At 36.4% G+C, this 25,645-nt stretch carries 16 protein-coding genes; 15 read left to right on the forward strand and 1 reads right to left on the reverse strand.

Annotation, left to right across the window (positions count from 1 at the left end; translation table 11 throughout):
- Window positions 1-186: 186 nt before the first annotated feature.
- The gene (clpB, locus tag ABIZ51_03555; GenBank protein MEO7087851.1) at window positions 187-2,814 is read right to left on the reverse strand and encodes an ATP-dependent chaperone ClpB; all 2,628 of its coding nucleotides are present in this window, start codon (window positions 2,812-2,814) and stop codon (window positions 187-189) included.
- A gap of 328 nt (window positions 2,815-3,142) precedes the next feature.
- Between clpB and ABIZ51_03560 the strand changes: the two genes are divergently transcribed.
- The 15 genes from ABIZ51_03560 to ABIZ51_03630 form a co-directional block, all read left to right on the forward strand.
- On the forward strand, window positions 3,143-5,239 hold the full coding sequence (locus ABIZ51_03560) for a S8/S53 family peptidase (protein ID MEO7087852.1): 2,097 nt from the start codon (window positions 3,143-3,145) through the stop codon (window positions 5,237-5,239).
- A gap of 21 nt (window positions 5,240-5,260) precedes the next feature.
- Complete coding sequence (locus tag ABIZ51_03565; protein ID MEO7087853.1) at window positions 5,261-5,539, forward strand: hypothetical protein; 279 nt, start codon at window positions 5,261-5,263, stop codon at window positions 5,537-5,539.
- Window positions 5,540-5,542: 3 nt separating this feature from the next.
- Complete coding sequence (locus ABIZ51_03570) at window positions 5,543-6,418, forward strand: UbiA-like polyprenyltransferase (GenBank protein MEO7087854.1); 876 nt, start codon at window positions 5,543-5,545, stop codon at window positions 6,416-6,418.
- Between the two features lie 149 nt (window positions 6,419-6,567).
- A complete protein-coding gene (locus tag ABIZ51_03575) occupies window positions 6,568-7,245 on the forward strand; it encodes a hypothetical protein (protein MEO7087855.1) in 678 nt (225 codons plus the stop codon).
- Window positions 7,246-7,278: 33 nt separating this feature from the next.
- Window positions 7,279-7,983 (forward strand): hypothetical protein, encoded by a 705-nt coding sequence (locus ABIZ51_03580; protein ID MEO7087856.1) that lies wholly within the window; start codon window positions 7,279-7,281, stop codon window positions 7,981-7,983.
- A 156-nt stretch (window positions 7,984-8,139) separates the two neighbouring features.
- Window positions 8,140-10,599 carry a DNA translocase FtsK 4TM domain-containing protein gene (locus ABIZ51_03585; GenBank protein ID MEO7087857.1) on the forward strand — a complete coding sequence of 820 codons (2,460 nt, stop codon included), beginning with the start codon at window positions 8,140-8,142 and terminating at the stop codon, window positions 10,597-10,599.
- A 38-nt stretch (window positions 10,600-10,637) separates the two neighbouring features.
- Complete coding sequence (locus ABIZ51_03590; GenBank protein MEO7087858.1) at window positions 10,638-11,300, forward strand: outer membrane lipoprotein carrier protein LolA; 663 nt, start codon at window positions 10,638-10,640, stop codon at window positions 11,298-11,300.
- Window positions 11,301-11,322: 22 nt separating this feature from the next.
- A complete protein-coding gene (gene surE, locus ABIZ51_03595) occupies window positions 11,323-12,105 on the forward strand; it encodes a 5'/3'-nucleotidase SurE (GenBank protein MEO7087859.1) in 783 nt (260 codons plus the stop codon).
- Window positions 12,102-12,395 (forward strand): hypothetical protein, encoded by a 294-nt coding sequence (locus ABIZ51_03600; protein MEO7087860.1) that lies wholly within the window; start codon window positions 12,102-12,104, stop codon window positions 12,393-12,395. Before surE ends, ABIZ51_03600 begins: the two co-directional genes overlap by 4 nt.
- Entirely contained in the window at window positions 12,392-13,525 is a 1,134-nt protein-coding gene (gene lpxB / locus ABIZ51_03605) for a lipid-A-disaccharide synthase (GenBank protein ID MEO7087861.1), read from the forward strand. The genes ABIZ51_03600 and lpxB overlap by 4 nt, the downstream gene beginning before the upstream one ends.
- 8 nt (window positions 13,526-13,533) lie before the next feature.
- On the forward strand, window positions 13,534-14,715 hold the full coding sequence (locus ABIZ51_03610) for a SpoIID/LytB domain-containing protein (protein MEO7087862.1): 1,182 nt from the start codon (window positions 13,534-13,536) through the stop codon (window positions 14,713-14,715).
- The gene (gene mnmD / locus ABIZ51_03615) at window positions 14,696-15,364 is read left to right on the forward strand and encodes a tRNA (5-methylaminomethyl-2-thiouridine)(34)-methyltransferase MnmD (protein ID MEO7087863.1); all 669 of its coding nucleotides are present in this window, start codon (window positions 14,696-14,698) and stop codon (window positions 15,362-15,364) included. Before ABIZ51_03610 ends, mnmD begins: the two co-directional genes overlap by 20 nt.
- A gap of 103 nt (window positions 15,365-15,467) precedes the next feature.
- Entirely contained in the window at window positions 15,468-19,442 is a 3,975-nt protein-coding gene (locus ABIZ51_03620) for a gliding motility-associated C-terminal domain-containing protein (protein MEO7087864.1), read from the forward strand.
- 205 nt (window positions 19,443-19,647) lie between these two features.
- On the forward strand, window positions 19,648-22,557 hold the full coding sequence (locus tag ABIZ51_03625; protein MEO7087865.1) for a T9SS type A sorting domain-containing protein: 2,910 nt from the start codon (window positions 19,648-19,650) through the stop codon (window positions 22,555-22,557).
- A 150-nt stretch (window positions 22,558-22,707) separates the two neighbouring features.
- The coding region (locus ABIZ51_03630; protein MEO7087866.1) for a T9SS type A sorting domain-containing protein at window positions 22,708-25,645 on the forward strand (2,938 nt) is incomplete at its 3' end.

A 25,645-nucleotide genomic window follows, 5' to 3' on the forward strand; every position in this document is an offset into this window, starting at 1 on the left:
GCAAAAATAATTTATAATCCATACACAGCACAGCATTGCTTGTTAAAAAATGTTAAGTAGAATGCTGTTAGGAGGAAAGGAAAAAAAGGAGCCCGGAAAAATAATTTTTCAAATACATTTTGGAAGCTTAAAAAGGGGTCTCGAAAAAATAATTTTTCGAGACCCCTTTTTATTATTAATCATCAATTATACTTTCGCTTTTTTCTTTTTATCTTCTTTAATCGGATTGCGAAAAACCAATTGTTTATTAAACATATCCAACACAATTTCAGAATCTTTGTGAATGGTTCCAGCTAAAATTTGTTTGGATAATTCGTTCAATACTTGCTTTTGTAATACGCGTTTTATTGGACGAGCGCCAAATTGCGGATCGTAACCCAATTGCGAAATCCAATCAATTGCTTCGTCGGTGGCGGTAATTTTAATTTGATTTTCCGCCAAGGTTTTTACAATATGTTGAAATTGAAGTTTCACAATTTGATGTACATCATCGCGCGTTAAAGGCGTAAACATAATGGTTTCATCAATTCTGTTTAAAAACTCCGGACGAATTGTTTTTTTCAATAATTCAAACACTTCGCGTTTTGTTTTCGCCATTATTTCTTCGTGATTTCCGATTGTCAATTTCTCAAAATTTTCCTGAATGAGATGCGAACCAATATTTGAAGTCATGATGATAATCGTGTTTTTAAAATTTACCACTCTGCCCTTATTATCGGTCAAACGCCCATCGTCCAACACTTGCAGCAAAATATTAAACACATCTGGATGCGCTTTTTCAATTTCATCCAACAGCACAACACTGTATGGTTTTCTGCGAACGGCTTCTGTTAATTGTCCGCCTTCTTCGTACCCGACATATCCCGGAGGTGCGCCCACCAAGCGACTTACCGCGTGGCGCTCTTGATATTCGCTCATGTCAATTCGCGTCATCGAGTTTTCATTGTTGAATAAAAAATCTGCCAAAGCCTTTGCTAATTCAGTCTTTCCAACGCCTGTTGTTCCTAAAAAAATGAAGGAACCTATTGGACGTTTGTTATCTTGCAATCCAGCTCTGCTTCTGCGCACCGCATCTGCAATGGCTTCTATCGCTTCGTCTTGCCCAACCACACGTTGATGTAATTCTGTTTCCAAGTGTAATAATTTTTCTTTTTCACTTTGCAGCATCCTATTAACAGGTATTCCCGTCCAATTGGCGACAACGCTCGCAATGTCTTCGCTGTCTACTTCTTCTTTAATCATTTGCAAACCGTTAGTTTGCATCGCAATTAATTTTTTCTCGAAAACATTTAATCGTGCTTCTGCTTCTTTAATTCGTCCGTAACGAATCTCTGCTACTTTTCCATAATCTCCGCTTCTTTCGGCTTGTTCCGCTTCAAATTTTAATTCTTCAATTTGTTGTTTTTCTTTTTGAATACCGTCCACCACTTCTTTTTCACTTTTCCATTTTGCTCTTAAATCAGTTCGCTTATCGCTGAGTTCCGCAATTTCTTTGTTCAAGGAATCTAATTTTTGTTTGTCGTTTTCGCGTTTAATTCCTTCTCGCTCAATTTCCAACTGACGAATTTTCCGTTCTACTTCTTCCAATTCAATTGGCATGGAATTAATTTGCATTCTCAATTTCGAAGCCGCTTCGTCCATCAAGTCAATGGCTTTATCAGGAAGAAAACGATCGTTAATATAACGTTGAGAAAGTTCCACAGCCGAAATAATCGCTTCGTCTTTTATTCGAACTTTGTGATGCATTTCATATTTTTCCTTGATTCCACGGAGGATAGAGATGGCATCTTCCGCATTCGGTTCGTTCACCATTACTTTCTGAAAACGTCTTTCCAACGCTTTGTCTTTCTCAAAATATTTTTGAAATTCGCTTAATGTAGTCGCACCAATTGCGCGCAATTCGCCACGCGCCAATGCCGGTTTTAAAATATTGGCAGCATCCATCGCGCCTTCTCCGCCGCCAGCACCAACCAATGTATGGATTTCATCAATAAATAAAATAATTTCTCCCTCTGCTGAAATCACTTCCTTCACAACGGATTTCAAACGTTCTTCAAACTCACCCTTGTATTTTGCTCCGGCAATGAGCGCGCCCATATCCAAAGAAAAAATTTGTTTTGACTTTAAATTTTCAGGGACGTCTCCGTTAATGATACGATGCGCCAAACCTTCGGCAATAGCGGTTTTTCCGACACCCGGCTCCCCTACTAAAATGGGATTATTTTTTGTTCTGCGAGATAAAATTTGCAATACACGGCGGATTTCTTCGTCGCGTCCAATCACCGGATCTAACTTTCCATTTTTGGCTTGAGAATTTAAATTAATCGCATATTTTCCAAGCGCATTGTAGTTTTCTTCCGCACTTTGACTTGTTACTTTTTCGCCTTTGCGAAGCTCTGTAATCGCCGCTTTTAAATCTTTTTCATTGATGCCATTGTCTTTCATCAATTGCGAAACCACATCTTTTGTTACCAAAATTCCCAATAACAAATGCTCAATCGAAACATATTCATCTCCAAATTCTTTTAAAAATCCGGAAGCTTTTGCAATCGCTTGATTCGCATTGCCTGATAAATAAGGCTGTGTAGCCGAATTTTTCGGATAGCTTTCGATTATTTTATCCAATGCCGCTTTAAATATGGGAGCATTTACGTTTAATTTTTTGAGGATAAACGGCGTTACGTTTTCGTCCACTTCCATAATACCTTTTAGTAAATGTCCGTTTTCAATGGCTTGATTTCCATTTATGGTTGCAAGTTGCGATGCTTGTTGCACGGCTTCTTGCGATTTTATAGTGAAATTATTTAAGTTCATATTTTTCCGATTTTAAAAATTATTGTACCGAAATACTTTGCTCAATTTACAAACCAATTCTTAAAAACAGGGAAAACAAGCAAAAATGGCGTGTTATTTACGTATTCAATGACTTTCTGTCGTTGAAAAATAATTTTCCTGACTATTTATCAGGTGTTTGAAAAAATATTTTTGAGGAAGCTTCTTTTTTCTTACTTTTATTTGTCCGTTTTGGAATTTTAAAACAACTATCATGAAAAAAATAAATTACCATTTTGTATTGTTCTCCTTCGTCTTACTTTTTTCCTTCTCGAAAAGAAGTTTTTCTCAAACGCAAAAAAACGTGAAAATGAATTTCTACTTGACTTCATTGGAAGCGAATCCTGAAAAACAAAATTCCGTTGTAAATACACTTGTGAAAGGTAATGTAGATGTTGTAAAAAAATTAATTTCTGAATATGGAGGACGATTCAAATTTTCTGCTGGAAGTATTTCATCTGTTGTTATTCCCGTGAGTGCGCTTAAATATTTCACTGCAAATGCTGCTATTATTCGTATGGAATGCTATCCTCATAAAATAAAAATGATGAACGATACCATGCGTGTTAAAAACAATGTCAATGAAGTGCAAGCAGGATTAGCTCCTTTGCCGCAACCGTATGATGGAAAAGGTGTTGTGCTTGGTTTTATTGATTCGGGGGTTGATTTTACACATCCTGATTTGCAAGATAGTGCAGGGAAAACGCGTATTAAATATTTGTGGGATCAAAATTTACCGAACAATGCTAGAACTCCTCAACCTTATGGATATGGCGAAGCTTGGAATAATTTGGCGATAGACAGCGGAATGGCGGCGGCATCAAAAGACACCTTGGAATATGGGCATGGCACTACCGTTGTGGGAATTGGCAGTGGAAATGCTAGAGCGAATGGGCTTAATAAAGGGGTTGCTCCAAAAGCTGATATTATTGTAGTAGCACTTAATTTTAACAGTGATTCCAGCAACTTGATTTCGGATGCCGTTAATTACATTTACAACAAAGCCAATATAATTGGAGAGCCTTGTGTTATTAATGCCAGTGTTGGCGATTATTATGGTTCTCACGATGGAAAAAATTTAGAAGCGCAACTGATTGATGGTATGATTACCGCTCAAAATGGGAGAGTGTTTGTAGCAGCTGCCGGAAATGCCGGGAATATTAATTATCACATCGGATATCCTGTTAACAGTGATACCAGTTTCACTTGGTATGCCTACGATGCCAGTTATCATAACGTAGATATACAAATGTGGGGAGATACCAATTCGTTCAAAAATGTACAATTTGGGATTGGTGTTAATTTGCCTTCGGGTTCTTTCGCACAACGCGCGAAAACAATTTTTTCAACAATTGCCAGTCATTTGGGAGCCATTCAATACGATACTATTTACAACAGTTCCCATCAAAGATTAGGCATCATGCAATCTTTCGGAGATTTAGCCAACGGCGTTTATTCCATGGAATTTGTGATTGTTCCAGATTCTATCAGTTACAATTGGAGTTTAATGACCACAGGAAGCGGCACATTTGATTCTTGGAGTTTTGACGTAGTCAATTCTGGATTACCCAACGTAAGCGTGTTGCCAGCTATGGCATATTATCAAACGCCTGACGCAAAAAAATCCTTGTGCAGCAGTTTTCAATGCTCCAACCAAGTGATTACCGTTGCTAATTATGTCAATCGAAATGATTATTACGATTACAAAGATAGTTTGATCACTATGGCAGGTGAAACAACAGGAGCTATCGCGCCTTCTTCCAGTTTAGGTCCCACACGCGATGGCAGACAAAAGCCAGATATTGCTGCAACAGGTGATGTTACACTTTCTTGTGCCGTATTGTATTTGGTGAACGAATTTATTGCTAATGGAATAGGTTATAAAATAGGATTAGGAAGCAAGCACATGCGGAATGGCGGAACTTCTTCTGCTTCTCCAGTTGTGGCGGGAATAGCTGCTTTGTATTTAGAACGCTATCCGAATTCGACCAATATTCAAGTAAAAAATGCCATTACAGAATGTGCGAAACAAGATAATTTTACCGGATACAGTTTGCCTGATAATACTTGGGGATATGGAAAAGCAAATGCTTTTGGTGCGCTGACAGGTTGCGTAACGAGTGTTCCGGAAAATAATTTTTCGAGCGGACATTATTTTTCTGTCTATCCGAATCCCTTTACAGATAAGACAAGCATTAGTTACGACATTTCAAAAATTGCTGGAAATTCGGGAACTAATTATATTCAAATCGTAGATGTATTGGGAAGAGTTATTCAACAAATAAAAATTACGGATACTCAAAACACGATTACGTTTTACAAAAATAATTTTCCGAACGGATTTTATTTCGTCAATTTATTAGTGAACGGAAAAAATATTCAAATAGAAAAAATGATAATTTTGTAGCGTTAAAAAAAATAATTTTCTGTGGAAAAAAGAATTAAAAATTTCGGAATAGCAGCTGTTGGTTTTGGTTTAGCAGCATCCATGCTTTGTTTGGTTACTTATTTTAAGTTTCAAGCCTTATTTTTGGCTATTTTAATGGGATTTACAGGATTTATCTGTACCAATATTTACATCGTTTTAAACAACAAATATCAAGTAAATAAAGAAAAAATTAATCCAGGAATTGCCGGATTAATTCTCAATTCCATTCCGATGCTTTTTGTTTTTATTATTTTATACTTCGTACGAAAACAACATTAAAATTTGTCTTCTCAAAAAAATATTTTTCAAAACTATTTATCACTCGTTAAATTTAGTCACACGGTTTTCGCTTTGCCTTTTGCGTGCATCGGTTTTTTTATTGCCGTAAAACTCAATCATTTTCCGTTCAGCATTAAAATTTTTGCCTTGGTTTTGCTTTGCATGATTTTCGCGAGAAGCGCAGCTATGGCTTTTAACAGATACATCGACAAAGATATTGATAGCAAAAATGATCGTACCAAAAACAGAGAAATTCCAGCCGGAATTATTTCTGCGAAATCCGCTTTATTATTCACCATTTTAAACGCTGGTTGTTTTATTGCAGCAACTTATTTCATCAATCCGCTTTGCTTTTTTCTTTCTCCAATTGCATTGCTTGTCATTCTGGGATACAGTTATACCAAGCGTTTCACATTTTTATGTCATCTTGTTTTGGGCATCGGATTATCGCTCGCTCCTATTGGCGCGTACATTGCTGTAACTGGAAAATTTGCGCTGTTGCCTTTGTTGTATTCCTTCGCTGTACTTTGCTGGGTAAGTGGTTTCGATATGATTTACGCGATGCAAGACGAAGATTTTGATAAGTCAGAAAAATTATTCTCCGTACCTGCTTCTTTCGGAAAAAAATTTTCTTTGCGTTTTTCGAACCTTTTGCATTTTCTTTGTTTTGCGTTTATCGCTTACGCTGGATATTCGGCACATTTCGGATACTGGTATTGGATTGGAACAGGTATTTTTACAGCACTTTTAATCTATCAACACACTTTGGTAAAACCAAATGATTTAAGTCGCGTAAACATTGCCTTTATGACTACCAATGGGATTGCCAGCGTTGTGTTTGCGATTTTCGTCATCGTAGATTTGTATTTTCGAGCTTGAAAAAATATTTTTTGAAACGTATTTTTGGGTCTTTTACGGAAAGTATCGTTTTTCAAAAAATAATAATACATTTGTTTCCTTTATCTATTGTAAAATAAGAGAATGAGTGTATTTCCAGTGAGAAAAACAAAAGCGAAGTGTAAATAGTTATGAAAAAAAAAGTACTCTTTTCTCTTGCAATTTCTTTCCTAATTATTTTAAGCAGTTGTCGCCACAGCAACGATACTTTTTTTTCGGAAGGAGTAATTGAGTACGCTGCTACGCCTGTAGATCAGAATAATTCGATGGCGAGTTTAGCGCCCAATAAAATGACGGTAGAATTTAAAAATAATAAGTCTTGTGCGGAATTATCCGCTGGAATGGGATTGTTTAAAATGTCCATTATTTCGGATCCGAAAACCATGTCGGTTATCAATTTAGTGAAATTAGTAACCAAGCAATTTGTACACGTTTCCGATTCCGTAGAAATAAAAACGGAAATGGGAAAATCACCTCAATTTATCATTACCGAAACCAATGAAACGAAGCTAATTGCAGGCTATAAATGCAAGAGAGCAATTGTTTCGTTTGCCGATAAAAAACAGCCTGATTTTGTTGTTTATTATACCAACGACATTGATATTGTTAAACCGAATTGGGATAATCCTTTTCATGAAATTGATGGCGTTTTGATGGAATATCAATTAAAACGTTACGGTTTGGAATTAAAATTTACCGCAACATCTGTAACAAAAAAAGACATTGACGACAAAGATTTCGAAATCCCAAAAGGATATAAAACAATGTCGGCGAAAGAAATGGATCAACTTTTTCAAAGTCTGCAATAAATTATCAATCAATAAAAATCAAAATAAAATCACATGAAAAAAAGTATAAAAATTATTTTAGCAGCAAGTTTCGCATTGCTTTGTTTGAGCAATGTAAAAGCAGCAAAAAGTTTCGAAGGTGTTATAACGTACGACATCAAAATTGACAATTCCGCGGGAACGATTCCGCAAGAACAAATGGCAATGTTTGAAGGAAGTACGCTGACACTTTACACGAAAGAAGATTTCACAAAAGTTCAGATGAGTATGGGTCCAATACAAAGTACAACCATCACCGACAAAAAGAGCAATGTAATAACTACTTTGTTTAATACGATGGGACAAAAAATGATGACTAAAATGAAGTTAGATTCATTAATGAAAGCTGGTAAGGGCAATGTAAATGAACCTACTTATAAATATGACAGTGAAACAAAAACCATTGCAGGTTATTTGTGTAAAAAAGCCGAAATGACGGTGGTAGATAAAAAAACAGGCGAAAAAATAACCTCTGTTGTATATTATACGGAGGACATTCCTGCTTTAGATCACAATGTAGAGGGAGTTGGTGGATATCCAAATGGGCTCAAAGGTTATCCTTTAGAATATGAAATTCATCGCAAAGGAATTACGATGAAAATGACGGCTAAATCTGTTGAGAAAAAAACATTAACAAACGCTGATTTCGCGATTCCAGATGGCTATACGTTGATGAGTTTGGATCAAATGAAAATGATGCAACAAGGTGGTGGACATTAATCGCCTTCGAAAAAATATTTTTTCAAACGTTCAAAATCCTCTTGTTTCATTACAGGAGGATTTTTCTTTTTCCACAATCGAACGTGCATAACATTATTACTTCTTTACAGACAAAAGCGGCAGATTGCTTATTTTTGATTTCTTCTAAATCAACAAATGGCAGAGCGTAAATCGAATACATTAAAAAGTCCTAAAAAAGCAGATAAAACTGCGGAAGGAAAAGTGTCTGAAAAAGTGCCTGGAAAAAATATTTTTTCAACGAGCATTTTTCAATCATTTAAAAATCCTTTTGAAGATGCGCGTTTTCGTAAAATAAGCGGATTGATTTTTATCTTATTTTCAGTGTATCTTTTTATCGCACTTGTTTCCTATTTATTTACGTGGCAAATTGATCAAGACAAAGTACTCGGACCTTGGTCTGCGATGAAAGTGAATAATTGGTTGGGGAAAATCGGCGCCGTTACATCGTTTCAATTTATGCACCAATGGTTTGGTGTTTCTGCATTTATTTTTTCGTTTTTATTTTTCATCATCGGGATAAAAATACTTTTCAATGTTACCTTGCTTCCGCTGATACGCACGTTTCAAATTTCTTTTTTTGTACTGATTTGGACTTCGGCAACACTCGGATTTTTATTTCACAATGATTTTGCTCCTGGCGGCGGATTAGGCTATAACATTGGCTTGTGGCTAAATGAAACACTCGGAAAAGTAGGCACGGGATTTTTAATTTTCTTTTCTCTTATCGGATTTTTAGCATTGACGTTTAATCTTTCTTTTGATTGGTTTTCATCAACTAAAAAAGAAGAAAAGGAAAAAGAAATTCCTACTGAAATTATCCAGAAAGAAGAACCAGAAGATGTTTTTAATACCGTTCGAGAAGATAAAATAGTTTCTTTCGATTTAACGGACGAGCGTTCTACCGCCAACGATATAGAAGATGAAACAGAACCTGAAATAAAATCGGAGGAAAAAAAAAACTTAGAAATAATCGATGAAAATACAGTTCCGTTTTCGATCGAAGAAACACCTATTGAAAAAAATATTTTTTCAGAAGATAAAAAAACTGAAAACGATTTGCCTTTCGGAGAATACGATCCAACCTTAGAACTTTCTTCGTATCAATTGCCTTCCATTGATTTATTAGAGCAATACAACAACAAAGAAATCAATGTAAATACGGAAGAGCTGACTGCGAATAAAAATAAAATTGTAGAAACGCTTCGCAATTACAACATTGAAATTGATAAAATTAAAGCGACGATTGGACCAACAGTTACGCTGTACGAAATTATTCCGGCAGCTGGAGTTCGGATTTCTAAAATAAAAAATTTAGAAGACGACATCGCGCTAAGCCTTTCTGCGCTTGGTATTCGGATTATTGCGCCGATTCCTGGAAGAGGAACAATTGGTATTGAAGTGCCGAATCTAAATCCGGAAACGGTGGCAATGCGTTCCATTATTGCATCGGAAAAATTTCAAAATACAACAATGGATTTACCGATTGCTTTGGGTAAAACAATTTCGAACGAAACATTTATTGCTGATTTAACAAAAATGCCGCATTTGTTGATGGCAGGGGCGACTGGACAAGGAAAATCAGTTGGATTGAATGCAGTTTTAGTTTCTTTATTATACAAAAAACATCCTTCGCAAATAAAATTTGTGTTGGTAGATCCTAAAAAAGTAGAGCTCACGTTGTTCAATAAAATTGAACGTCATTTTTTGGCGAAACTTCCGAATTCAGAAGAAGCGATTATTACGGATACAAAAAAGGTAATTCATACGCTCAATTCCTTGTGTATTGAGATGGACAACCGTTATGATTTATTAAAAAATGCGCAAGTCAGAAACATAAAAGAATACAATACTAAATTTATTGCACGAAAATTAAATCCCAATAACGGACATAAATTTTTACCATATATCGTTTTGGTGGTAGATGAATTTGCGGATTTAATTATGACCGCCGGAAAAGAAGTAGAGATGCCCATTGCACGTTTGGCACAGTTGGCACGTGCAATCGGAATCCATTTGATTATTGCAACGCAACGCCCGTCGGTAAATATTATTACGGGAACGATTAAAGCCAATTTCCCTGCGCGAATTGCTTTTCGTGTTTCTTCAAAAATTGATTCACGCACCATTTTGGATTCCGGCGGAGCCGACCAATTGATTGGTCGCGGAGATATGTTGCTTTCCACCGGAAACGATTTAATTCGTTTGCAATGCGCTTTTGTGGATACGCCCGAAGTAGATCGAATTTGCGATTTTATTGGTTCTCAACGCAGTTATCCCGAAGCATTTTTATTGCCAGAATACGTGGATGAAAATGCGGAAGCAACGCAAGGAGATTTTTCTGCGGAAGACAATGACGCACTTTTTGAAGAAGCGGCGAGAATTATTGTGCAACATCAACAAGGCTCTGCATCGCTGTTACAGCGAAGATTAAAATTAGGATACAACAGAGCTGGCAGAATTGTAGATCAATTAGAAGCAGCAAAAATTATTGGTCCGTTTGAAGGCTCTAAGGCGCGCGAAGTATTGATTAAAGATGCGTTGAGTTTGGAACAATTTTTGACTGACTTAAAAAGCAGAAGGTCGGAACCTTTCTAATTTTAAATTATATTTACATCAATAAAAAAATATTTTTCATGAACTCAAAAAAAGTTTTTTTCATCGCCTGTTTTGTGGTTACAACAAATTATAGCATAAAACTCACCGCCCAAAATACTCCCGTAGATAAAAAAGCGAAAACGATTTTGGATAATTTGAGTGCGAAAACAAAAACATATACGTCCATAAAGGCAGATTTTTCCATCGCTATTGAAAACAGCAAAAAAGAAATCGATACGCAAACTGGAAGCATCGAAGTAAAAGGAACGAAATACAAACTCAGTATCAAAGGACAAGATATTATCTCCGATGGAAAAGTGGTGTGGACGTATTTAAAAGATGCGAACGAAGTGCAAATAAACAATGTGGACAATACTTCGGATGATGCGATAAATCCTTCTACCATTTTTACGATTTACGAAAAAGGTTTTAAATATGCTTTTGAAAGTGAATCGAAAAGTGGGATTGAAACAATTGATTTGTTTCCATTAAATCCGGCTAAAAAGAAATATCATACGGTTAAATTGATGATTGACAAAACGAAAAATCAAATCACTTCTATTATTGTGTTGATGAAAGATGCTTCCTCAATCACGTACACGATTAAAAATTTTATTCCGAATGCGCCTGTGAATGATACTTCTTTTACGTACGATCCAAAATCACATCCTGGTGCAGATGTAGTGGATTTGAGAGAATAAGAATATAAAAAAGAGAATTCGGTTGAAAAAAAATCGCCCACTTATTTTAGTAACAAACGACGATGGTATTTCTGCCAATGGCATCAAAGCCTTGGTGGTAGAAATGAAAAAATTAGGCGATGTGGTGATTGTTGCGCCCGATAAATCTCAATCCGGAATGGGACATGCGATTACTATTAACGCTACCTTGCATATTGAAAAAACAAATTTTCACGATGTGTTAATGGAATACAGTTGCAGCGGAACGCCGGTAGATTGTGTGAAATTAGCCGTCAATAAAATTCTGACACGTAAACCAGATTTATGTGTTTCTGGAATCAATCATGGTTCTAATATGTCGATTAATGTCATCTATTCCGGCACCATGTCTGCCGCTGTGGAAGGATCGATTGAACATATTCCTTCCATCGGATTTTCGCTTTGCGATTATTCTAAGGACGCTGATTTTAAAGCTTCTCAAAAATATATTTTTCAACTCGCAAAAAAAATTTTAGAAACAGGTTTGCCTGAAGGTGTTTCGTTAAACGTCAATATTCCGCTTGCGAAGGAAAAGGAATTAAAAGGAATAAAAATTTCGCGCCAAGCAAAAGCTACTTGGATTGAAGAGTTGGACGAACGAAAAGATCCTTCTGGGAAAACTTATTTTTGGCTCACCGGAAAATTTGAAAATTTTGAACAAGGAAATTCTGAAACAGATGTGTGGGCGATAGAAAATAATTATATTTCGGTAGTGCCAGTACACTTTGATATGACAGCACATCACGCATTTAAAAAAATAAAAAATCTTGAAAATATCACACTATGAAAATTAAAAAAGACGTACTTATTTTAGGATTATCGCTCGGAATAATTGCTCCCGCCATTGCTTTTTTTTGCTATTATAAAATGAATTATCGAGGGATGCCTTTTATATCCTTTTTTCGCTATTTGAAGGTGGGAGCTATTTTCGCTCCCGTTGTTAGTCTTTGCGTGTTGGTTAATTTGGGAGTATTTTTTGGGTTTATTTGGACAGACAATTACCGTTCGGCGAGAGGTGTGTTGATAGCAACATTTTTATACGCAGGATTGGTGTGTTATTTAAAATTTTTTGCATGAAATATTACCTCATTGCAGGCGAAGCATCGGGTGATTTGCACGCATCTAATTTGATGAAAGAATTAAAAAAAGGAGATGCTGCTGCTCAATTTCGTTGTTGGGGCGGAGATTTAATGAAATCGCAAGGCGGAGATTTAATAAAACATTACCACGATTTAGCATTTATGGGCTTTACAGAAGTGCTCATGAATATTAGCACCATCAAAAAAAACATTGATTTTTGTAAAAAAGATATTTTGGCGTATCAGCCAGATGTGTTGATTTTAGTAGATTATCCTGGATTTAATTTGCGCATTGCGGAATTCGCCCATGCAAAAAGAATAAAAATATTTTATTACATATCGCCGCAGGTATGGGCTTGGAAACAATCGCGTGTGCATAAAATAAAACGCATCGTCGACAAAATGTTTGTGATTCTTCCTTTCGAAAAAAAATTTTACGAAGACTTTCAGTATGAAGTAGAATATGTCGGACATCCTTTGTTAGATGCAGTTAGCGAAAGAAATGAAAAAAAAATTTCGCAAAGCGATTATTCTGAAAAACATCAATTGAGCGGAAAGCCAATCGTTGCATTGTTGCCAGGAAGTCGTAAACACGAAATCACAAAAATGCTTCCGATAATGCTTTCGGTGGCTGAAAAATTTAAAGAATATCAATTTGTAATTGCCGCGGCGCCATCTGTTCCGCTTTCATTTTATGAATCGTTTATAAAAAAAACAAACGCGAAAATTATTTACAATCAAACGTATTCGTTGTTAGAACAATCCACCGCAGCCATTGTTACTTCCGGAACAGCAACGCTGGAAACCGCACTGTTCAATATCCCTGAGGTGGTCTGTTACAAAGGCAGCGCCATTTCTTTTTTTATTGCGCGTAATTTGGTGAAGGTAAAATACATTTCGCTTGTCAATTTGATTATGGATAAAATGGTGGTGAAAGAACTGATTCAGCAAGAGTTGACGGTCGAAAATTTACAAACAGAGTTGCAAAAATTATTACACGATGTGGAATATAAAAATACGATGCTCGCTCATTTTACTGAATTGAAAAAACTATTGGGCGATTCTGGAGCTTCTGCAAAAACAGCACATTTGATGCTCGATAATTTAACGAAACAAAAATCCATTTAAAAATGTGTTTGAAAAAATATTTTTTCGGAGCACTTTTTTTACTCTTTTTTTTCGCGGTATTTTCTCAAAATATTCGTGTTGGATTATTGACCAATCATTCGATTTCTTCTATTAATTTTTCTTCACCTTCTGGAAATTATTTTTTATACGCAGATGGAAAATTACTTGATTCTATTGATAAATCAACTGATTTGGCAATTACGGCAGAAAAGGATTCCTTCGAAATTCATTCTTCAAAAAAAAATTATGGTATCTTTTTTAAAATTGTTTTGAAAGCAGATTCTACACAAAAAAATATTTTTTTCAAACTCAAATTTCAAAATTTAATTGTAACCGAAAAAAAATACGAAGGTGATTTAGAAATCACAGAGAAAGCTTCTGCGCTTCAGTTAGTGAATGTTTTAGGAATCGAAAAATATCTTGCTGGTGTGGTGGAAAGTGAAGCGGGGAGACGAAAAAATAGAGAATATTACAAAGTGCAAGCCATTATTTGTCGCACGTATGTGCTCAGTAATTTAGGTCGCCATCAGTCTGACGGCTTTGATTTGTGCGACGAAGTCCATTGCCAGGCGTACAACGGAATGAGTACCGATACTGTTATTTCAAATGCCATAAATGCGACGAAAGGGTTGGTGTTAGTAGACAATAATTCAAATTTAATTGTAGCAGCATTTCATTCCAATTGTGGTGGCGAAACACTTAATTCTGAAGATGTTTGGGCGCTTCCGACTACGTATTTAAAATCTGTAAAAGACACATTTTGCATTCATCAACCGAATGCGCATTGGCGAAAAATGATTCCTGAAAAGGCTTGGCAAAATTACATGAATGAGAAACAAAAAAATAATTTTTCAAACACGTACGATTCGCTAAAAGATAATAATAGCTTGTATTACAACGATAATGGAATAGCAATCCCTACAAGAATAATTCGTGCTGATTGGCATTTAAAATCTGCTTTTTTTACACTGAAAAATGTAAATGATTCGGTTATTGAATTGGATGGAAAAGGCTACGGACACAGAGTTGGCTTGTGTCAGGAAGGTGCGATGGAAATGACAAAATTAGGGTATTCTTATTTGCAGATTTTACATTTTTATTATACCAACGTAACGATTGTGAACCGTTCGTCAATCAGCTTTTTTAAAGACAATCAACCCAAAAAGGAAAATGGAACTTCAACTTTTTGAAACAGAAGATGGATCGCATTCTATTTTTGTTCCTGCTTTAAACGAGCGTTACCATTCGTTTCACGGAGCCATCGCCGAAGCTAAACATGTCTACATTCAAAATGGATTGGATTATTTTGAAGACGAAAAACAACTAAAAATTCTGGAAATTGGTTTTGGTACGGGACTCAATGCGTATCTGACTTTACTGAATTCGAAATCTAAAAATCAAGAAATTCATTACACCAGTTTAGAACCTTTTCCTTTGGAAGAAAAAATCTATACACAATTGAACTACCCAGAAATACTAGTGAAAACAGATGCCGAAAAATTATTTTTTCAGATCTTACATTCATCTGAATGGAATAATCCGCAAAAAATAACGACAGGTTTTACCTTATTAAAATTGAATAAAAGTGTAATGGATTTTGAGACGAGCGAAAAATTTAATTTGATTTATTTTGATGCTTTTGCTCCCGAAATACAACCCGAAATGTGGACAAAAGAAGTGTTTGAAAAATTATTTCTTTATATGACGCCTTCTGCTGCTTTGCTTACGTATTGCGCAAAAGGAAGTGTAAAAAGAACATTAAAGGAAGTTGGTTTTAATGTAGAAAACTTGTCTGGACCCGCTGGCAAAAGAGAAATGACACGGAGCTATAAGCCGTAGAAGCTTGTTTGAAAATTTATTTTTACCGCATCTAATTTTTTTTATATCTTCGTAATGTATTATTTTAGCAAATGCAAGGTATTTACTATCAAACAAATAACTCATGAAGAATCACTACATTTTTGGAAAAGCATTATTCTTGTGTCTGTCAATAGGCGCTTTCTATCAAGTCGAATCTCAAGTAAAAAAACAGATTGTTCCACCTGGATCTACAAAATGGCTTGGAGCAAATCCTTTCGAAAGTAACTTTTTTATTAAAAATATGGGGCAGTTTGATGGCGCAACGAATCTTACTTCGGATAAAGTGTTGTATGGAATTCGTAATGAAGGGATGGAAATGTATTTTACAGCGAATGGCTTGACGTATAAGCATGACGATGTGCCGACTATCACGGAAAAAGAAAAAGATCTGTTAGAAGAAAAGAAAATTAGCATTCAAGATTTACCTCAGACAAAATCCTATTTTGTAAATGAAGAATGGATAGATGCCAACCCGAATGCAACAATAATAGCAGAAGATCAAGCAAATAATTATTATACCTATGCTAACTTAAAGGATATACATGGAACATCTATTAAGGCTTCTGCATACAAAAAAATCATTTACAAAAATTTATATCCCAATATTGATGTAGAATATACTTTTCCAAACAACAAAAAAGGGATAAAATACGCTATTATACTTCATCCAGGAGCAGACGCATCGCTTATTAAAATGCGCTATTCTAATATGAAAAAATCAAAAGAAATCGGCGGGAATATTCAGATCATAAGTGATTTTGGTATAATAACGGATCATCAACCGACAACTTCATATCAAAATGGAGCTGAAATTTCCTCTAAATTCGAACTGAGCGCAAATGTGGTTTCATTTCATTTAGGCTCTTATGATGTAACAAAAACAGTTGTCATCGACCCTTGGACAACCGTTCCGACTTTTACGGGAACCAACGATGCTTACGATATTGATTGTGATAAATATGGAAATGTTTACATTTATGGAGGAACTTATCCATTTCAGGAAATTGGATTGAGTCCAGCAGGTACCATACTTTGGACGTTTACAGGCTTCAGTGGATCTGCAAATGCTTATGGAGATTTTGCGGTGGATAATAAATCAGGAACGTCTTATTTAATAGAAGGATGGAATAGCGGGGCGAGTGGAGCAAGGGTGTTAAAAGTAAATTCTGTAGGAACACAAACTGGATTATTTCCAGGAAATCCATTGATGGGAGAAATGTGGCGAATCGCTTTTAATAATTGCACCAAACAAGGTGTTATTGCTGGTGGAAATACAACAACTGCTCAAAATGGATGTATGTTAGATACAAACATGGTTAATATGCCGCCGACTGACGTACTTGCAAGTGGCACTAATTACCACGATTTTGCATTGTTAGCTTTAGATAATTATGGATCTGCCTACATGGCAACGAGCACTTCTTTGCAATATCCAACTGTTTTAAATAATATTATTACAAAAATGCCTGTCCCTGCATTAACACCGTTTACATACCAAGTAGGAGATAACTATAAGTTTGCGGAATATACTTCTACTCAAACTTATGTAGTTGGTAATCCTACAACAGGGTTTAATGGGATTGCGATAAGTCCTAATTTTATGTACACTTATGATGGAGACACCCTCAAAAAATGGAATTTCAATACAGGTGCTATGTTAGCAAAAGTACAAGTAACACCAACTCCATACCTATCAGGAGGCTTACAAGTAGATAATTGTGATAATTTATATGTTGGAGCAGGAAACGTTTTTAAACAATACGATGCGAATTTAAATCTAATATCCACTACTCCTTTAGCAGGAAATGTATGTGATTTAAAATTACAAGGCAATATGATTTATGCAGCAGGATACGCATTTGTACAAGCAATTCAAATTACTTCTACTTGTATTGCATCTCCACTCAATTTATCTATTATAGCCTCAGATTCTTGCTCTACTAAAGGAACGGCTACTGTTACTGTTACAGGTGGCATTGCTCCGTTTAGTTATGTTTGGAGTACTTCACCTGTTCAAACAACGGCTACGGCTACTAATTTAAATCCTGGAAGTACTTATACAGTTACGGTACGTGATAATGCTTGTCCTCCAGATGTTGCAATAGATTCAATTAAAATCCCGCTTGCAGGGATAGGGGCATTTCTTCCGAGCGCAACAGTAACAAATGTTACTTGTTTTGGCGGTAATAACGGGGCAGCAACTATTTCAAATACTGGTGGGAGCAATCCTTTTACATATTCATGGTTACCTGGTGGACAAACAACACCAACTATTACAGGACTTACTGCTGGAACCTACACCGTTAGTGTAGAAGACGGCGCAGGATGTGTCAATAAACTCAATGTGGTGGTGGTGCAAAGCCCACAAATAAAAAATGTTTTTAGCAATACCATAGATTGTTCTGGTGGAAATAATTCGACTGCTACTGCTAATCCAAGTGGAGGCAAGGGAGCTTACACGTATTCTTGGAATCTAGGTTCGCAAACTACACAAACAATAACAGGATTGGGACCTGGAAATTATTCACTTACGGTGACTGATTCTTCAGGTTGTTCACAATCATTTGTAGATACTATCACAACTAGTCCTGTTGTAATTGCTTTCACCAAAACAAATGTAACGTGTAATGGTTCTAATAATGGTGCTGTTATTACAAACGTTTCTGGCGGAACAACTCCTACCTATACCTATTCTTGGTCTCCTGGTGGACAAACAACACAAAATATTAGTTTTTTAACAGCTGGCACCTATACACTTACCGTTAATAACGGAGGGTGCAGTAATTCAGCGTCTGTGATCATTTCACAACCTGCTGCGATAAGCTCTGTAAACACACATAGTAACGTGATGTGTAATGGAGGTAATACAGGAACCGTAACGGCTACTGCATCTGGAGGTAGTGGAAAATTGAATTATTCTTGGAGTACTGCTCCTTCACAAACCACCGCCACGGCTACCGGACTAACCGCAGGAGTATATACACTTACTATAACGGATTCTTTAGGTTGTTCCAAATCATTTAGGGATACCATAAAACAACCGCCATTAATCGTAGCCACATTTAACCGTTCAAACGTTACTTGTTTTGGTGCAAATGACGGATCATTAACCGTTAATACAAGTGGTGGAAGCGGTACGTTTACTTACTCTTGGAATACTACTCCTACTAAAACAACGCCTTCGGTTACTGGTTTGCCTCCTGGTACTTATTCCGTAACCGTAACGGATTCTTTAGGTTGCATAAAAACATTTACGGATACGGTGAAAAGCCCAATACAAATGTCCGTAACGTTTACTCAATCAAATGAAAATTGTTATGGAGAAAGTATCGGATCCGCCACTGCAAATGCTACTGGAGGTCCTACTACAAACTATGTTTATTCATGGAGTAGCAATCCTGTTCAGATAACGCAAACAGCAACTGCATTACCTGCTGGCACATATACCTTAACGGTGGAGAGTGGTTCTTGCTCCACTACAGGTGTTGTTATTATTTCTCAACCCGCAATGCCACACGATACACTTACTATTAACGTAAGTTTATGTGCAGGAGATACCGTAACAACTTTACACGGGCCGAATGGGGTAAGTGGACCATTTCAATGGTTTTTCGATACCACTGCCGTAGGTAATCCAGTTGATTCCATTTTGGTACTACCTTCCAACATCAATCAATATACTGTTCAATGGTATTTGGGTGGCTGTAAGCGTAAAACATCTTTAATAGATGTGTCATCTCCTGGAATTACAATAGATCCAAAAGGTGTGGCGAATGTATTTACACCTAATGGAGATGGGAAAAACGATGTGTTTATTCCGCTTCAAGGTTACGAACCACAAATAGAATATTATATCTCTAATTTTAACATTAAAATATTTAACCGCTGGGGCGAAAAAATATTTGAATCGAGCAATTATAAAGCAGAATGGAATGGGGAAAACAGCCGAGGAGATAAAATGCCAGAAGGCGTTTATTATTGGATTGCCACATACCAATCCAGATGTTCCAACAATGCCCCTTCCGTATCAAAAGGATTTGTGCATTTGCTAAGATAATCCGGAATCAAAATACAGCGTAAAAAGGAGCTTGAAAAATTAATTTTTCAAGCTCCTTTTTTTGCCCAATATTCAAAAAAGCAAATGTAATTTTTTTTTCTAAGCAATAAATAGTAGATAAATGATTATAAATTGGATTTCAAAAAATTAACATTACTTTTGAATCTATGCTATAGTCATTCATTTTCTTTTTAAAACTCTTGTCATGAAAAAAACCACGTTGTTTTTATTCGCTGCAATTGCCTTCATTTTGTTAGGTTCTTTTGCAAACAAAAAAATCCTTCCAAAAAATTATTTTTTCAAAGGAGATAATTCCGCCCAAAATGCTGCTGATTATTTTTTCAAAATAAGAAGAAACCAAAAAACAGGAACGATTGATCCGAAAGATGTATTAAATGCTGAAATAGCAGTAAATCAATTACGAAAAAATCATACTTCCAATTCCACACAAAGTATTGGTTTAAATTGGTCAGAATTAGGTCCTGATAATCTGGGCGGAGTAACACGCGCTATATTGATAGATAAAAACAATTCAAATAGAATTTTTGCAGGAGCCGTTTCAGGCGGCTTGTGGATTTCGAACAATGCAGGCAGCACTTGGTCACCTTACAATGATCAATTGGCTGATTTTGCAGTAACGTGTATTACGCAATCCGCTAATGGAGATATTTATTTTGGAACAGGAGAAGGTGGGACATATCAAAGTACTGGTGTTGGATATGGCGGCATTATTGGTGGAGGAATTTGGAAATCAACTGATGATGGAAATACATTTAATGTGTTACTCAATACCGTTCCTGCGGTAAATAGTCTGGGTGTACTTTGGAATACCAATTTTACAGCATTAGCTTCCGATCCGACAGATTCAAATAGGATTTACGCTGCAAGCATTAGAGGATTGTATATTTCTCAAAATGCCGGAAATACGTGGACAATTGAAAATAGTACTCGAGCGCAAAACTCGTATGACGTAAAAGTTGGTTCTGATGGTTCTGTTTTTGCAGCTATTGGTTCCTCTTGTTATACATCTGCAACTGGGTTACCTGGATCATATACTGTTGTTGGCAGTACTTTACCAACAGGAACAGGATTTTCACTTGCCATTGCAGTTCAAGATCCCAATTATTTATATGCCTCCATAGCAAATAGTGATGGTACTTTAGAAGGAATTTATCAATCAACAGATAAAGGTGCGACTTGGATTGACATCGGACCAGGTGGCTCACCTTTATTTAGCCCATTTCAATATGGTACCAGCTCAGAATATCAAGGAACTTACGATAATATAATTACTGTTTTTCCAAATAATAAATATAAGATTTTATTAGGCGGTGTTACTCTATATTCTTGGGTACAAACGAATCCGAGTAATCCAGGTGTGGGGCAATGGACAAACATAAGCGATTTTGAAGCTGCCGAACCTGGTGATAGTTATTTTGCGAATACAGATCAACACGCCATTGCAATTACATCAAGTAATCCAAATATTATTTATTTTGGCAATGATGAAGGTGTGTATAAATCTTTTGACGGAGGTATAACATTTGCTCCTTACAACAAATATTATAATGCGATGGAGTCTTATTCTGTTGCTTTCCCTCCTTTTGAAACAAATGGAGAAGGCTGCTTAAGTGGCACGGGTAATAGTGGCACTTTTTATTTGGGAGGAAACGGAACATCACCAATGGATGCTACAGAAATTTTTGGACCAAATGCTTATAATGGAGGTTATGGTGGTGATTGCGAAATATCAATGCTTAATCCAAGTATTTTTTTTATAACAGGACAATACACACCTGTTTTACGATCACTTAATAATGGTGCTAATTTTTCAAGTCCATTCAGTATTCGACTAGCCAATTTAAACAATTATCTTAATTCTGGGGTTGCACCACTTGCATTGTATGAAAGTCCCAATGATCCATTAAGCCATGATTCTATTACATTTATTTCTGACTCTAATTATGTTGCGGGAGATACGCTCCATTTTTTAAGTATGTACAACAATAATGTTCCTTTTAGTTACATAACTACTAATCCTATCAACAAAACGGATACCGTTAAAATACAAGATCCTGTTCAATCAAAATTAGTTCAGGGGTTTTCTGGTTCTGAAGGTGTTTGGATGACTGTTCGCCCAATAGAGACAGGGATTTATACACCTTATTGGTATCAAATATGTAATGTTAGCGGAGATGTTTCAACAATGGCTTGGACAGGCGATGGCGACCATTTATTTGTTGGTACAGATAATGGACAAATTGAACGCGTTGATAATCTTTCTGCTATTTTACATTCAGATAATATTCCTGTTCACGGAGTTTCTGTTATTGATTCCGTTACCGGAGATATTTCTTCAGCTCAACACGTGGAAATAACTGATGTAATAGCTGATGTAAGTCAGTATGTTACACGCATTGCGGTTGATCCAAATAATGGAAACAATATTGTTATCACAATGGGCAGTTATGGAAGTCCGAGTTATGTTAAATATTCCAACAATGCTTTATCCGCTTCGCCAACATTTACAAACGTGCAAGGTAATCTTCCGAAAATGCCGGTTTATTCCGCTTTAATCACAAAAGATAATCCGCACGAAGTGATATTAGGAACAGAACATGGCATTTGGGCAACTACTGATATTACACAAGGCAATAGCACTGTTTGGACATCCGAAAATAATAATCAAATGCCAAATGTACCAGTATTGATGCTTCGCCAGCAAACAGCTCCTTATTGGTGGAGCAATATTAATAATTCTGGGAAAATATATGCCGCAACCTACGGCAGAGGATTGTGGTCGTGCGATAACTATTTACATCCTTATACAACTGGCGTTCCCGAAAATAAATTTTCAACAAGCAATATCGTCGTTTATCCAGATCCAATAAAAGAAAATGGAACGGTTAGTTTTAAAGACAATAAATCTGAAAATTTGACCGTAAATATTTTTAATTTAAAAGGAGAATTGCTTGAAACATTTAGTTTTTATGCCAATGCGGGACGAAATAATATCAATTTTACAACTAAAAATTTAATTTCCGGAACGTATTTATTGAATATTTATGGAAAAAATAAAAATACTTGGAATACAAAATTTGTAGTTCTGAAATAAATAATTTCCACTGCTTTTCGTATTGAAAAATTAATTTTTCAAGCCTTAGGTATTTATCCGATGTTGAAAAAAAATCGTTGAAAAATTTTTTTTTCAGAAAATAAAGTTCTACTTTTAGGTGCTGAATTTAAACTATTCAATACTTAAAACATGAAAAAAACTAACAAGTTAGCAATCGCTGCATCCGCAACGTTTTTGGGAGGAATCGCATTCGTTGCAATACTCTCGGTAGCGTCTCAACACACGCGCCGCTATCAACCGAATACTACTAAAAACGTTAGCGACGATGACCAGGACAGAGGTTTTCGCGGAGAGTTTGACTATTTCAACAACCGTAGGAAAAATACAAAGACAGGCGTGGTTGATCCCAATGATGTTATCAAGGCACAACTTGCCGTAGAAAATTTCTCAAAAAATAATATGCGAAAAGCAAGTTCTACCAATTCTACCCAAAGTAGTATCGTTTTAAATTGGAAAGAAAATGGTCCAGACAATGTAGGAGGCAGAACAAGAGCCATACTTGTGGACAAATACAATCATAACCATATATTTGCTGGAAGTGTTTCTGGTGGACTTTGGATATCCAATAACGCTGGTAGCACTTGGTCGAAATACAATGACCAATTACAAAACCTTTGCGTAACGTGTATCACCCAATCCGCTAACGGAGATATTTATTTCGGAACAGGAGAAGGGGTTACTTACCAAGCTTTAGGGATTGGTTCTGGCGGATTTACAGGCGGTGGAATTTGGAAATCTGTTGATGATGGCAATACCTTTAATAGACTTGCCGCTACCATTCCTCCTGCAAACCAAGCTTATACTCCATGGACTACTGAATTCCAAAAATTAGCTTCCGATCCTGTTGATTCTAACAGAATATATGCGGCAAGCGCACGAGGTTTGTATATTTCACAAAATGCAGGAGCTACTTGGACGATTGAAAATACTACCCGAACATCAGCTTCTGATGACGTAGAAGTTGCATCCGACGGTTCTGTTTTTGCAGCTATTGGTGCTGCTTGTTTCACATCCAGCACTGGGCTTCCAGGTTCATTTACAAAAGTGGGTACTTCCTTACCAGGTGGCAATATGATTTCGCTTGCCATCGCACCACAAGATCCTAATTATTTATATGCTTCACTAGCAAATGGTTCAGGTGGATTAATAGGTATTTATCAATCTGTGGACAAAGGTGCAACTTGGAATGATATTGGACCTGGCGGCAGCATTTTATTTAATCCTTTTGCTTCAGGAGGTGGAGAGACTTTATCAGGTCAAGGGACGTATGATAATATTATCGCCGTTTATCCGAACAATAAATACAAGGTGATAGTTGGCGGTACTACGTTGTATTCTTGGACACAAACCAACACGAGTACACCAGGTGCTGGACAATGGACAAGCATCAGCAATTATTTCGGCTTCCCAGGCTATGCGTATTATGTACATCCTGATCAACACGCTATAACATTTGATTTAACCAATCCAAATACCGTTTATTTTGGAAACGATGGTGGAGTTTATAAATCATTGGATGGCGGTGTTACTTTTAATGCCTACAACAGAGGATACGATGTTACTCAAAATTATTCCGTTGCTTTTCAGCCGACGCAAGTTAATAATTATGGAATGATGGGTGGAGCACAAGATAATGGAACCAATTACATCAGTGGTAACTCCACACCTATCATGGATGCTGCCGAAATAAATGGCGGCGATGGTGTAGATGCAGAAATATCTCAATTAAATGGAAATGCTTTTTTTGCCGGTTCGCCGAATAGTCCAATTGTTCGCTCGTCTAACCAAGGTGCTTCATTTGCTCAGTTTTACAGTATCCGTCTTGCAGCTTTAACTCAAAATATTTTTGTGGTTCCTACAGCTTTATATGAAAGCGCAAACGACCCATTAAGCCATGATTCCACAATGTTTATTGCCGATAAAAACTATGCTGTTGGCGATACAGTTCATACTGTAAGTCCACGCAATAACAGCACCCCTTTTAGTTTTGTAACAAATACCCCATTTCTAAAGGACAGTACTTATCAGATACAAGATTTAGTACAATCAAAATTAGTTGTAGGGTATGATGGAGCCAGTGGCGTTTGGATGACCGTAAGACCAATTGATTTTTCAACAACACCGTATTGGTATCAAATTACTCCCAATGTAAATGGAGAAGTTACTACTATGGCTTTTTCGCCTGATGGAGATCATTTGTTTGTCGGTACAAGCGGAGGACAATTATCGAGAGTGGATAACCTGTCACAAATATTACATTCCGATGGATTCCCAGTTCATGGCGTTCCTTTTATTGATTCCGTTACCGGAGATGTTTCCTCCGCTCAACACGTGGAAACAACCAAAACAATTATTAACGGCGGCGGGCAATACATTACTCGTATTGCTGTAGATCCAAACAACGGAAACAATGTGGTGATAACACTTGGTAATTATGGTAACAATACGTATGTAATGTATTCCAATAATGCTTTATCCGCATCACCTACATTTACATCTGCTCAAGGCAATTTGCCTAAAATGCCTTTGTATTCTGATTTAATTACCAAAGACAATCCGAAAGAAGTAATTATAGGTAGTGAATACGGCGTATGGGTAACTGCAGACATTACGCAAGGTGCCGGTACTGTTTGGACGCAAGCCAATAACAACGAAATGCCGAATTGTCCTGTATTGATGATTCGCCAACAAACACTGCCTTATTGGTGGTCGAATATAAATAACTCAGGAATGATTTATGTGGGTACACATGGTCGCGGAATGTGGTCATGCGATAATTATTTTCATGCCTTTACTACAGGCGTTCCTGAACAATCTATTTCAAAAACAAGTGTCGTTATTTATCCAAATCCGATGATTAACAATGGTACTGTTGCTTTCAGCACGGATAAATCTGAAAATGTAGTTCTCAATTTTTATGATTTACAGGGGAAATTGATGAAAACAATGAATGATAATACCATGCCAGGTGAAAATAAAATTCCGTTTACTACTGACGGATTATCTGCCGGAACTTATTTATTAAGTATCACAGGCAGCACAGCACATTCTGTAAGCCGATTTGTAG

It is taken from the genome of Bacteroidia bacterium (assembly GCA_039924845.1).
Taxonomy (GTDB): Bacteria; Bacteroidota; Bacteroidia; order DATLTG01; family DATLTG01; genus DATLTG01.